We start from the raw sequence: 12082 nt of genomic DNA, 5'->3' as shown, positions 1-12082 counted from the left end.
TTGGGGACCTTGTCCCCGGCCGGTCGGGCCCCGAAGCGTCGGACCGGCCCTGCTTAGCGCTACCGATTCGCTGTTCATCCGCTTTTGGCGAACTCCGCTGGTCGCACAGCCAGATTCAACGTCCCTGTTTCAACTGGCCTCGCGGGCCATCCATGGCCCTTGGCTACGCTCGTTCTGAAAACGGATGGCAAATCTCGAGGCGCGGAAGGTAACCGCATCGCCGCTTTTCAAATTTCCAGGACCGACGGCACTTGTAGGAGGTAGCTTGCTGCCGATCCAATCTGTTTTTCGGAGCGCACTGCGCACCGGCTCCGGGACTACAGGCGCTGTGGCTTACAATCCCAGCACCAGCGTTTTGGATTTCGCTCGTGAGACACACGGCATGATGCAGGTGTCCTGTTCGCGCTCATCCAGGAAGGCATCGCGGTGTTCCACATCGCCGTCGAGCACCTTGGTAACGCACTGGCCACACACGCCACCCCGACAGAGGTTAGGCACTTCAACGCCGTTGGCTTCGAGGGCTTCCAGCAGGCTTTCTTCCGAGCTCACTTGCACTTCAGCGCCGCTGCTTTCCAACGTCACGGTGAACGGGCTGCCCGGTTGTGGCGCAGCAAATTCCTCAAAGTGGATCAGGCTGTCGGGGTAACCCAGCAGCGCAGCGTTCTGGCGCACGCCGTCGATCAGCAGCTCAGGGCCGCAAATGTAAACGTGGGTGCCGCGCGGTTGGGATTTCAGCAGTTCGGCCAATAGCAGACGGTCGCCAGCATCGGCGTCATAGCAATGCACCTGCTCGCCCAGCTGTTCAATCAATTCGGTTTTGTAAGCGCCGGTTTGCAAGCCACGGAAGGCGTAGTGCAGCTCGTAGCTGGCGCCCATACGTTCGAGTTCCGGCAGGTAGCTCATGAACGGCGTAATGCCGACGCCACCGGCAATCAGCAGGTGTTTTTTGGCGCGCCAATTGGGGGCAAACAAATTGGCGGGCGGAGTAATCTCCAGCTCGTCGCCTTCGCTCACTTGGCTGTGCATAAACACCGAGCCACCGCGGGATTGCGGCTGCAGACGCACAGCGATTTTGTAGGCCGAGGTGTCACGTGGGTCGCTCAGTAATGAGTAGGCGTTTTTCCATTGCTTCAGCTGACCGTCGCCATTCTCGCCTTTCATGGTGACTACCACATGGGCACCGGGCGAAAATGGTGTCAGTTCGCCGTTTTGGGCCACCAGGGTGAATTCCTTGATGGTCGGTGCAACCTCAACAATGTTTGTCACCTTGACCCGGTAGTTATCCGTGCTGTTCATGCTCATACCAATGCCTCCGTGGCTGGAATCTCACTGCGGTCTTCGGCGTTGATGGATACCCCGACATAAGCGCCATGCAGCTTGCTGAAATGGTCACGCACCAGCAGCAATTCACCACAGCCTGAACAGCTGTGCGGGTTGTGCGTTACGCCTTCCATCACGGTGTAACAATGGGTGCAAAACAACCGGCGGGCGTTGGATTCCGGTGCCAGCATCTGGATTTGCTCGGGCGCAAAATCCTCGGCAATCAGGGCGTTACGCACGTCCCACATCCAGGCTTCGGTACCGGCAATGTAGACGGCGGTAGCCAGAGGAAAGTCGGCGGCGGTTTCAGCGATCACCCGTTTCACATCCTGATGCACCACCAGCCAGGTCACTCGCTGGTTGCCCAATTGGGTTACGCAGTCGTCGAACATCCGTTTCAGTGTGGCGTTATTGCCCGTCGCACTGATAAACACCTGTTGCTGTTGTTTCAGGTCGAGCTTCACGGGGGAGTATTCCGGTCGGCTTTTCACCCGTTCATCGATTTCCACGGTAATGGTCATTTCAACCTCCTGTACTGGCCTGACTGACGGCAAACATGCCATCCGTGCTGGAAGAAAAGAGGCCGCCCCACCAGCAGGGAGAACGCGGAGCGGCCTTGAAACAGTTACCCGGTCGAAATCAGCCTTCGCCTTCGCGGCGCTGACCACAGAAGAAGCCGATGCCGTAATCTTCCGAATTGAAGGTAATGACGCTGCCTTTTTCGAAGTAGAAAACATCGCCGGGCAGCGCCAATACCTTCTGGCCGGTTTCATCGCTGATGACCATGGAACCTTCCACAATCACTTTCATTTCGTGGTAGGTGTATTCGTACACCAGTGGCTCGTCGGACTTTTCCATACGGAAGAAACCCGCCGCGATGGTTTTGTCTTCGTCGTTGGATACCGCCACGTCGCCGAGGAACGCATGGATACCTTCACGACCCATGTGTGGTTGCTTGATTTCCTGAGCCTTGGAGAAATGTGTCATTGGCATGGTGTGATCCTCTGTCTTGAATGTTGGTTATTAATTTCTGCTGAGTACGGTCTTGCTTTGGTTTTTCAGGTTTCAGACACGCCGCGGGGGCGGCAGCGCGCCTGAATCAGGATCGAACCCGGGTTCGTTCGGGGTCGTAGAACGGTAATGTCGTCACCGTTGCTGGAATGCGTTTTTTCAGACCATCCAGCTGGCCGACTTCCAGTTTCAGGCCGGCTTCGGCGGCTTCCGGAGCCAGTCGCACCATGGCGATCTGTTGCTTTAACAGAGGTGAAAAAATGGCACTGGTGACCACGCCAACGGCGTAGCGGCTTTTGTAGTCATCGGCGGCGGCACCGTCAGCACGGGCCACAAACACCTCGTCACCGTGGGCCACCGGCTCGTTGCTGTTGATGATCAAGCCCATCAACTTGTGGCGACTTTCCGGGGCCTGGCGTTTCATCGCCTCGCGGCCAATAAAGTCTTCTTCCTTGGTCTTCATCGGCACGGTGAAACCAATGCCTGCTTCGTAGGGGTTGGTCTGTGGACAAAATTCGTGATCGGCGAAAATCAGCCCGGCTTCGATGCGCAGCATGTCGAGGGCCTTGAAACCCATCGGCGCGATACCGAACGGCTGTCCGGCATCCCATACCGCATCCCAAAGGCTTTCGGCGGCATCCGGATGGCACCAGACTTCAAAACCCAGCTCACCGGTGTAACCGGTGCGCGACACCATCACTGGCGCGCCGTCCGGGCCTCCCAGCCGACCAATCGTCAGATGGAACCAGGCCAGTTCGGCGACCAGCACCTGATGCTCCGGCGTCCAGATCAATTCGCTTAACAGTTCGCGGCTGTTTGGCCCCTGCACGGCAATGTTGTGGATTTGCGAGGTGGATTCCTGCACTCGCACACGGAAACCATGTTCTTCCGCCAGTTGTTTAAGCCAGCTGCCAACGTAGCTGTCGCCCGTCACCAGCCGGAAAGTTTGCTCGCCCAGGCGGAAAATGGTGCCGTCGTCGATCATGCCGCCGGTGGGATGACACAGCGCGGTGTAGGCAATTTCCCCCACCGACAGTCGACGTACGTTGCGGGTCAGCGCCAGCTGTAACAGGCGTTCGGCATCCGGCCCGGCGACTTCGAATTTGCGCAGTGGCGTCAGGTCGATCATGGCCACTCGTTCACGACAGGCCAGATACTCGGCGGTAGCGCCAAAGCCGTTGTATTCATCGGCCACCCAATAACCACGGTATTCGCTCAGGTATTGGGTCAGGGCTGCAACCCTGGAATGAAAACCGGTCTGCTGGGTCATGCGGGGCAGCTCCTCGGGTGAATTACGCCAGGCCATGGCGCGGGGAAATGAGTGATCAGCGGCGTACACCCGCACGTGAATATCGGTTGGAAACCAGCCATTGGCGGAGTCGATGTCGTCCGGGCATGCAGAGCTGAGGCACAGCAAGTCACGCTGGGCTTTCAGCAGCACGTAGTCGCCGGGGCGCGACCATGGCTCGTCGCCAGTCACCGAACCTTCGTCACAGACGGCGGTGTTAAAGAAGAAATTGATCGCTGGCCAGCCAGCCCGAGGCGGTACACCCCAATCTTTCAACTGAGCGTTGAAGTTGGCGCTGCAACTGATGTGGCCAAAATAGCCGGCGTCCTCATAGAACTTGGGAGTACAAGCCATCAGGAAACTGTCGTGACGGCCAACGGTGTCCTGCACCACTTCCAGCATGGCGCGCATGTTCTGGTCGTAAAAACGCGAATGCAGGCCCGGCTTGGGTAACGCGTGTCCCATCACCGTTCGGGTAGCCGCGGCATCCAGGGTGGCAATTTCAAACGGGCTGATATCGCCGCGTTGGGCGGCTTCAACATCGGCCAGATCAAAGGCAATAAAGTCCGAACATTGCTTGCCCTGCACATCCAGAATCTGGATGTATTCGCCCGCTTTAACCGTGTAGGCACGGGCACTGGAATGCGGCACCCGAAGGCTGTTCAGTGCACCTTGCAGCTCCGCTGAGCCATCGTATGAAAACGGCACGGGCAAGCTGTCGTCACTCACAGAGGTATTCGTGCGGGCACTGGCAAACGTCAGCAAAATTTCCGCAGGCGCAATAATCGCGGCTTCGGTTTGGTTCTCGCCGGAAGCGTCAGTAACACGCTGCACAGGCTGTAGTTGCAGAGCTGGTGCCGCAGCCACTATCAATAAGGTTTGGTCGCACAGGCTGGTCAACGTGACGCCGGCCTTTAAGGCCTCTGGCGCAACCACCAGCGCCTGCTCCAGTTCGGCAGGGCCGCATTGGTGCTGGCTTAATACCGCTGCCAACGCAGCTGCAGCGGGACGGTTTTCTTCCAGCATGGCCAATGAGCGCGCAGCGGGCTGAACCGCAAGCTCAGACGCCGCCATGTTCAGTTGTGGCGACAGCCGGGCGTCCAGTCGCACAAGCTCCACCACCTGATGTTCGTCCTGACCATTCAGTGTCAGCTCATCACCCTGCTTTACCTCCAGCCGTTGCCAATGACGTCCGGCAATACGAAAACGGCGGGGCTGTTGGCTAGCCATCATTGCGCCAGGCGGTAGTGAAGCCGCGGTTGAAGATGCTGACGCCATGATGCCCTCCTGTCAGTGCTGTGAGGTGAATGCAGTAATGCAAGTGGCCGTTGCCAAATTCAGGGGCAAATCGCTGCGCTGTCGCTTCACACTGGTGCATCCGGTGATCCGCTTTCTGGCACAGGGTTTGTGTTTCCCATTGGTTAAAAATATTTACCCACAGGACCTGGCCTCTCAATACTCAGGAAGGGTTACCCCCAATAGCAACGCGCCAAAAACAGACCGTGAAAATCAATTAAAACAACGAGTTACAGACATACCCCGGGCGTTCTTTGCGCCCCTGAAAACGACTTGGTCGGTTTGGTAAAGGTGATTTTCTGCACAAAGCCGAAGGTCGGGGTTCTGGCTGGCACAACGAGTGCAACATCAGCAGCCCAACTGGCCTTGCCCGGAGACAGATAAGGAGGAGTTATGTCGATACCGCTTCATCATGCTGCGTCCCGCCCTGCCTCAACCGGCTGGCAGCGACTGCTGCAATGGCTGACTCACGATCACCAGCAACGCTACGCCGGCTGCCGGGCGGAAGACGAAGTGCGCAGCGATGCCTGGTTCTGGCAGCTGAGCGATCTGGCCTGCGCCATTGCCAGCGCCGATTCACTGCAACAGCTGCCGCAACTGCTGGAGCAGATTCAATCCACGCTGGCCCAGGACAGCCAAGAAGCGCCCTTACAGGCATTGGTGTTACCGCAAGCCATGCCAGAAGCAGAGCCCGCAAGTACCCGCTCTGACAGCACTACGAACAACCACAATGCCCAATACGACTACATCGCCCTGACCCCGCATTTCAGCGCACCGGTGAATAACTGCTCCCGACTATTGCGCCAACCGGAGCAGTGGCTTGCCGCCAACCAACAGCTATTACCGTTCAATATCACGCAGTCCGGCCAGCCCAATATAAACGGCTGGTTGCTGGTGCAGGTTGGTGAGCAGCACGGGGCCGAAAGGCAGGCAAATAGCCGCTTGGTGCCTCGCCTGACCGAGCTGCTACAACGGCTACAACAAGGGTTATCAGGCTGGTATCAGCAGCAACAACGCCTGCAACAAGCCGTCGCTGACGAACGCCGGGCACACGCCGCCGAGCTGCACGATTCGCTGGCACAGTCGCTGGCTTACACCCGCATGCAAAGCGCTCGGCTGGCAAGCCAGCTGACACCCGAAAGCAGCGCCAGCCAACAGGCCAAAGAAGTGGAACAGCTTTGCCATTACGCCTATCGCCAAACCCGTGAATTGATTGCCACGGCCCGCCTCACCACCAGCCCTAACCAACTGGCCAACAGCCTCGAACAGCTGATCGATGAATTTGAACAACGTACGGCCATGGTGTTTGAGCTGGATATTCGGGCCGACCTGAGCGCGTTGGCGCTGAATGAGCAAACCAGCACTCAGCTGATGTACATCGTGCGGGAATCGGTCTGTAACCTGGTGCGCCATGCCCACGCCAGCCATGCCAGCATTCGCTTGTTCAGCGAGCTGAATCGCGGCGCTGATCACGGTGAACCGGTGCTGATTTGCCAGATTGAAGACAACGGCAAAGGCATTCGCGGCAAAGGCCGCAGCGACAGCTTTGGCATCCAGATCATGAAAGAACGGGCCCAGCGTATCGGCGCGGTGCTGAACATTGGCGCACGCCCCGAAGGTCAGGCTGAATCCCGGAAAGCTGAATCTCGGATAGAAAGAACCGAGGTAAAAGGAACCCGGGTAGAACTGGTTATTCCACTGCCGCAAGACAGCGCAACCAAACCTGCCCGGTCCACATCAACAAACAACACCAACAAACAATAACAACCAGTATTAACAACCGCCTGTGATGGAGGCTCCTGTGAACGTCGCCCTTCAAACCCGTCCCGAAGACCCCGCCGCCACGGTAACCCCGGTGATCATGGTGGATGACCACCCCTTGTTTCGCCGTGGCGTGGTACAGCTGCTGAACGACAGCCCATGTTTCAACGTGGTGGCCGACATCGAAGACGGCCGCGAATTACTGCCCTTGTTGCAACAGTGGCAACCGCAGCTGGTGCTGCTCGACCTCAACATGCCAACCATTGGCGGGCTGGAGCTGTTGCAACAGATTCGTGCGGCCGGACTGACGATGAAAGTGGTGGTGATTACCGCCTCGGAAGAGGACGACGACCTGCTGCAAGCGCTGGCGCAAGGGGCCGATGGCTTTCTGATGAAAGACACCGCACCGGATGAACTGGTCACCAAACTGCAACGGGTGATGAATGGCGAAGTGGCCGTCAGCGACCGTGGCGTCACCCTGTTGGCCAACTCGCTGCGGCAGAATCCGCCAGCAACCGATGAGCGCCTTAACAACCGCATTCAAGACAACGCAAGCGTTACAGAAAGCGCCAGAGATGGGCTGCGAGACACCGGCAGTGAAGACCTCAACGTCGATTTCACCACCCGCGAACAACAAACCCTGCAACTGATCGCCCGTGGCCTCAATAACAAACTGATCGCCCGCGAACTGGGCATCAGCGATGGCACGGTGAAGGTGTACGTGAAAAGCCTACTACGCAAACTCAACCTGCACTCACGATTGGAACTGGCTGCCTGGGTGCACACCAACAACTACCAGATTGCCCCCGAGGACGTGCCCGAATGAAAGGCTTTCCAACGTTTTTCAAACGTCCGGCACAGGCTGCCAGCGACCCGCTGGCCGAACTGACCGCCCTGCTCGACAGCCTGGCCGACTGCATCATTCAGTTCGACCGCCAGGGCCGTATTATTTACACCAACGCCGCATGGCAACGGCTGACCGGCATTGCTCCCGCCGACGCCTGTGGTGAATTTTTTGAAGATTTCCTGCACCCACAGGAACGCGGCCAATGGCACGCCTTGTTCGACGCCATGAGCTGGCGGCCGGAACTGCTGCAAGCCATCGACGCCCGACAGTACGACGACGCTGAAACAGATCAGCCGCACCCGGCCACCGACCCGATTTGGGTACGGCTGCTGAACCACCAGCAAGCAACCATCTGGTGCGAACTGCGACTACAACCCATGAACACCAATACCGCCAACATCCCCAATAGCGCAGGCACAGCAGACGCAAGCCCAGCACCGGGCCGCTACTGCGCCACCCTATGCGACATCACCAGCCAGGTACAGGCCAACCAGCAAGCCAGCGCCAACCAGCGCGGACTCACCAGCATGCTGGGCCGACTGCCACTGATGATCTACCGCTCCCGCAATGACCGTGATTGGACCATGGAATACGTCAGCGACGGCTGCTACGACATCACTGGCTACCACGCCAACGAACTGCTGGAACGCAGCCAGAAAACCCTCGGCAAACTGATCCACCCGGCCGACGCCGACTACGTCTGGGAAAACGTTCAGGCTGCCCTGCAACAACGAGGCAACTTTGAACTGAACTACCGGCTGTACCACACCGACGGCCGCCTGCAATACGTCACCGAAAAAGGCCACGGCGTATACAGCCGCAACGGCAACGTACTGGCGATTGAAGGGGTAATCTTCAGCCACGAGGGGCTGATGGTGGATGTGAATAAAGTGGGATGAGCGTTACTGGGGTCTGGGGTCTGGGGTCTGAGTTCGTAGGCTGGGCCCCGCCCAGCAATCGTTGGGCATGGCCCAACCTACAATCCGGCAAGATTGTGGGAGAGAGCTTGCTCTCGATAGCCCTCCCACATCACCAACCTATTCTGCACTCTTCCACAACAACTGATCGGCTCGTCCGCCTTCGCGGTAACCAAAGCAGGTATTCTGCATATGCTTGCGATTTTTCGGGCTGGCAGCATGGGCACGGTCGTGCTCCAACCGATACCCCTGAATGGTCTGAAACGCAGCGGTTGCCAGCACCGGCAGCAGCTCGGTCAGGTGGGTGCAGGAGGTTGAACGCCCCAGCTTCTCCTTAACCTCATTCATCCAGCCACCACGAATCTTCATGCCCACCAGCAAGTCATAACGAGGTTCGGCACCGTTGCAATCGCGGTACGGCGTCGAGCGCATATCCGCCCGTACTTCGCGAATCACCAGCCGGTCGTCCACTGCCAGCGCCATGGTCATATCGTGCAGGTATTCGCCGATAGGCAACAAGCCACGATCCCTCAAGGTAAAGTCGTAGTGCTTGGTGTCGCGCATGACGGCCTCGACTTCCCACAATCCATCACTGCGCAAATAGCCCTGCACATCGATGTTGCGACGGTGCAGTGGCTCGCGGGTGACGGACGCGGATTGGGGATGGGAATTGAACGACATGAAAACTACCTGCTGACATCAAGCCGCACATGATAGCGACTCGCTGCCAGCATCCATAGTTGTACCAATGAACTATAGGGGACATCTATTTAATCCGGTGCTCGCTCTGGGCTACCGGATGGGTTCGAATCACGAAGCCGATTTGTAGGCCTGACGGGTCAAGTCAAAAGTCGGCGACACAGAGTCGAGATCATCCGGCAGCCCCCGCAGGGCGCGGGTTGCCGTCGCCCAGTGCGGTGTTGACGAACTTGGAAAGGACCAGTCATTCCGCTGCATTCGTCGCCTTGCCCTGAACAACGGCAACACTCGCGCAGAGTCGTGCAGGATTAAATAGATGTCCCCTGGAGTTTTCGAGCGCAGCAACAGCCCGTCAGTTAAAGAACCAACCACAGATCAGAATCGCCGCCAGCATCCCGGCGATATCACACGCCAGACCGGCCCACAACGCATAACGAATGCGGCTGATGCCGACCACGCCAAAGTACACCGCCAGCACATAAAAAGTGGTTTCGGTGCTGCCCTGCATCACCGCCGCCAGCAGGCCAGCCAGCGAGTCCACACCATGAGTGTTCATCACATCCAGCATCATGGCGCGGGCACCGCTACCGCTGAACGGCTTCATAAAGGCCACTGGCAAGGCATCAACAAACCAGCTGGTAAGGCCCACGGCATCCAGCAACCAGCGCAAGCCATCGAGCAGATAATCCAGCGCGCCACTGGCGCGGAACACACCAATCGCCGCCAGCATGGCGACCAGATACGGGATCAGGGTAACGGCCGTTTCAAAACCGCCTTTGGCTCCGGCAACAAAGTCTTCGTACACCGGCCGTTTGGCTTTCAGTCCTGCCAGCAAAAACAGCGCGATCACCAACAGCAGAATGCCATTAGCCAGCTGGCCCGAAACACTGCCCAAGTGTTCCGATGGCAGTTCACCGAGCCAGAACATCAGGCTGGCAACCAACGCCACCAAACCGCCCAGATAAGCCACAACCACAGCGTCGATGCGGATTTTCTGGATCTTCATCACCAGCAACAGGCCGGTCAACGTAGACGCCAATGTGGCCATTAAAATCGGCAGAAAGACTTCCGCAGGGTTGGCCGCGCCTAATTGGGCACGGTACATAAAGATGGTCACGGGCAGCAGTGTCACCGACGAGGTATTCAGTACCAGAAACAGAATCTGGGCATTGCTGGCAGTGTCTTTTACGGGGTTCAGGCTCTGTAGCGTCTGCATCGCCTTAATGCCCAGTGGCGTTGCAGCGTTGTCCAACCCCAGCATATTGGCGGCCAGATTCATGGTCACCGCTCCCTGGGCTTCATGGCCCTTGGGCACTTCTGGCATCAAGCGCGAAAACAGCGGCTGCAGCCCACGCCCCAGCACATTCACCATGCCGCTTTTCTCGGCAATGGCGAACAAGCCCGACCACAACGCCAGCACCCCAACCAGACCGATGGCAATTTCTACCGACAGTTTGGCCATATCAAAACTGGCCGACACCAGCTGCTGGAACACCTCGACATCACCACCCAGCCAGCGGGCAGTAGCGACGGCAATGCCAATCAGAAAAAACAGGGCCCAGAGTCGGTTCAATGGAGCGTCCTTGCGTAAATGGGTGGGTTATGAAGAAAGACTACCACGACGAGAACAGTTGGGCGGTGCGCGCTGCACACCCTGCAGGCAAGTGCCCCGCCGAAAACGAGACGAAGTGTTACTGTCGGACCATTGTGATGATGGGGTAAGGTATTTGAAGTGTGTTATCGGTGCGCAGTGCGCACTCTTCAGAGCAAATCCATCGAGCTATTCAATCCCGCGTTATCAAAAGGAGCAACGGCATGTCGAACACGGCGTTTATCACAGGGGCAACGTCCGGTTTTGGTCGTGCAACGGCCATTCGAATGGCGGAGGCTGGCTGGAAGCTGGTATTGACCGGCCGTCGTAGCGAGCGTTTGCAAGAGCTGCAACAGCAGCTGGCAGAGAAAACCGACGTCCACATCCTCACACTGGATGTACGTGATGCCGATGCCGTAAAGCAGGCGGTGGCCGAGCTGCCAGAAAATTTCCGTGACGTAACACTGCTGGTGAACAATGCCGGACTGGCGTTAGGCACTGAGCCAGCGCAAGACTGCGATACCGAAAAATGGCAGCGCATGATCGACACCAATATCAGTGGTCTGGTGACCATGACCCACGCGCTGCTGCCAACCCTGATTGCTCAGGGGCGTGGCGCGTCGGTTGTGAATATCGGCTCGATTGCCGGTCACTGGCCGTATCCGGGTGGCAATGTGTATTGCGGCACCAAGGCCTTTGTAGAGCAGTTCAGCTATGGCCTGCGCGCCGATCTCGCAGGTACCGGAGTACGGGTGACCAATCTGGCACCGGGGCTGGCAGAAAGTGAATTTACCTTGGTGCGGACCGACGGTAATCAGGACGCCCACGATAGATTGTATGAAGGCGCCGAGCCGATTCAGCCGGAGGACATTGCCGAGACGATTTACTGGATTGCCAGCCTGCCGCCGCATCTGAATGTGAACCAGCTGGAGATGATGCCGGCCTCGCAGAGCTTTGGGCCGTTTTCGATTTCGCGCAAAAGCTAAGTAGTTACAGTATGCGGGCCAGCGGCCCGCGCTTATATGGCCCCGTCCCGTTGTTGCAAGCCATTTCGACGTTTCAGAGTGAGATTGCACGCTTATATCCGACCTGTTAATTGGCTTTTGCCACGGCCATTATGATATGTGCTTCCACTGTCCTGATCTCCCGGACGGCTTCGTTGAGCCACTGCGCGGGTAAGGTTTCAGTGAACCGATCTTATCTGTTTGGTCTTAATGGTCTGCGCAACCTCGTGACGTTTAACTATTAACTTGCTTTAGTCGTCGATCAATCAAGCTTGGTAAACAACCTTCTTAGTAAGTACCGCCCAGACAATGCGAGCTAACTTGTTTGCCAAGGCGACGATGATTTTG

The 12082-nt window shown here is 57.6% G+C and carries 10 protein-coding genes; 4 read left to right on the top strand and 6 right to left on the bottom strand.

All coding sequences use genetic code 11. The annotated features are described in order from the left end of the window. Nucleotides 1-333 precede the first annotated feature (333 nt). From G516_RS0106465 to G516_RS0106450, 4 genes are all read right to left on the bottom strand, one after another. Nucleotides 334-1302 carry a PDR/VanB family oxidoreductase gene (locus tag G516_RS0106465; RefSeq protein WP_245582628.1) on the bottom strand — a complete coding sequence of 323 codons (969 nt, stop codon included), beginning with the start codon at nt 1300-1302 and terminating at the stop codon, nt 334-336. Beyond that, nucleotides 1299-1841 carry a dimethylamine monooxygenase subunit DmmA family protein gene (locus tag G516_RS23765; RefSeq protein ID WP_051219012.1) on the bottom strand — a complete coding sequence of 181 codons (543 nt, stop codon included), beginning with the start codon at nt 1839-1841 and terminating at the stop codon, nt 1299-1301. Before G516_RS23765 ends, G516_RS0106465 begins: the two co-directional genes overlap by 4 nt. A gap of 118 nt (nt 1842-1959) precedes the next feature. Then, nucleotides 1960-2313, bottom strand: a complete 354-nt coding sequence (locus tag G516_RS0106455; protein ID WP_028292960.1) for a cupin domain-containing protein — start codon at nt 2311-2313, stop codon at nt 1960-1962. 106 nt (nt 2314-2419) lie between these two features. Beyond that, a complete protein-coding gene (locus tag G516_RS0106450) occupies nt 2420-4897 on the bottom strand; it encodes a DUF1989 domain-containing protein (RefSeq protein ID WP_245582627.1) in 2478 nt (825 codons plus the stop codon). 411 nt (nt 4898-5308) lie between these two features. Here G516_RS0106450 and G516_RS23760 point away from each other — a divergent pair, with 411 nt between their 5' ends. Genes G516_RS23760 through G516_RS23755 form a run of 3 tightly spaced genes read left to right on the top strand, consistent with a single transcriptional unit; the run spans nt 5309 to nt 8422 of the window. Beyond that, nucleotides 5309-6679, top strand: coding sequence for a sensor histidine kinase (locus tag G516_RS23760; protein ID WP_051219011.1), 1371 nt, complete (start codon nt 5309-5311; stop codon nt 6677-6679). A gap of 37 nt (nt 6680-6716) precedes the next feature. Further along, nucleotides 6717-7502 (top strand): response regulator, encoded by a 786-nt coding sequence (locus G516_RS0106435; RefSeq protein ID WP_245582626.1) that lies wholly within the window; start codon nt 6717-6719, stop codon nt 7500-7502. After that, nucleotides 7499-8422, top strand: coding sequence for a PAS domain-containing protein (locus tag G516_RS23755; RefSeq protein ID WP_051219010.1), 924 nt, complete (start codon nt 7499-7501; stop codon nt 8420-8422). Before G516_RS0106435 ends, G516_RS23755 begins: the two co-directional genes overlap by 4 nt. A gap of 138 nt (nt 8423-8560) precedes the next feature. Here the strand turns inward: G516_RS23755 and G516_RS21345 are convergent, their stop codons facing one another. Both G516_RS21345 and G516_RS0106420 read right to left on the bottom strand, forming a co-directional pair. Further along, a complete protein-coding gene (locus G516_RS21345) occupies nt 8561-9121 on the bottom strand; it encodes a DUF2889 domain-containing protein (protein WP_051219009.1) in 561 nt (186 codons plus the stop codon). A 370-nt stretch (nt 9122-9491) separates the two neighbouring features. Continuing rightward, entirely contained in the window at nt 9492-10712 is a 1221-nt protein-coding gene (locus tag G516_RS0106420; protein ID WP_028292957.1) for a nucleoside recognition domain-containing protein, read from the bottom strand. A 242-nt stretch (nt 10713-10954) separates the two neighbouring features. Between G516_RS0106420 and G516_RS0106410 the strand changes: the two genes are divergently transcribed. Beyond that, entirely contained in the window at nt 10955-11716 is a 762-nt protein-coding gene (locus G516_RS0106410; protein ID WP_028292956.1) for an SDR family oxidoreductase, read from the top strand. Nucleotides 11717-12082 lie beyond the last annotated feature (366 nt).

It is taken from the genome of Oceanobacter kriegii DSM 6294 (assembly GCF_000422845.1).
Lineage (GTDB): Bacteria > Pseudomonadota > Gammaproteobacteria > Pseudomonadales > Oceanobacteraceae > Oceanobacter > Oceanobacter kriegii.
Note: the sequence above shows the minus strand (reverse complement) of the source record. Positions and strands in the feature narration are given on the sequence as shown.

What these genes read in the sequence shown, in the direction of transcription:
- G516_RS23760 (WP_051219011.1), top strand. Translation starts at nt 5,309, where the DNA reads ATGTCGATACCGCTTCATCATGCTGCGTCCCGCCCTGCCTCAACCGGC.
- G516_RS0106410 (WP_028292956.1), top strand. Translation starts at nt 10,955, where the DNA reads ATGTCGAACACGGCGTTTATCACAGGGGCAACGTCCGGTTTTGGTCGT.
- G516_RS0106450 (WP_245582627.1), bottom strand. Translation starts at nt 4,897, where the DNA reads ATGGCGTCAGCATCTTCAACCGCGGCTTCACTACCGCCTGGCGCAATG.
- G516_RS21345 (WP_051219009.1), bottom strand. Translation starts at nt 9,121, where the DNA reads ATGTCGTTCAATTCCCATCCCCAATCCGCGTCCGTCACCCGCGAGCCA.
- G516_RS23755 (WP_051219010.1), top strand. Translation starts at nt 7,499, where the DNA reads ATGAAAGGCTTTCCAACGTTTTTCAAACGTCCGGCACAGGCTGCCAGC.
- G516_RS0106465 (WP_245582628.1), bottom strand. Translation starts at nt 1,302, where the DNA reads ATGAGCATGAACAGCACGGATAACTACCGGGTCAAGGTGACAAACATT.
- G516_RS0106455 (WP_028292960.1), bottom strand. Translation starts at nt 2,313, where the DNA reads ATGCCAATGACACATTTCTCCAAGGCTCAGGAAATCAAGCAACCACAC.
- G516_RS23765 (WP_051219012.1), bottom strand. Translation starts at nt 1,841, where the DNA reads ATGACCATTACCGTGGAAATCGATGAACGGGTGAAAAGCCGACCGGAA.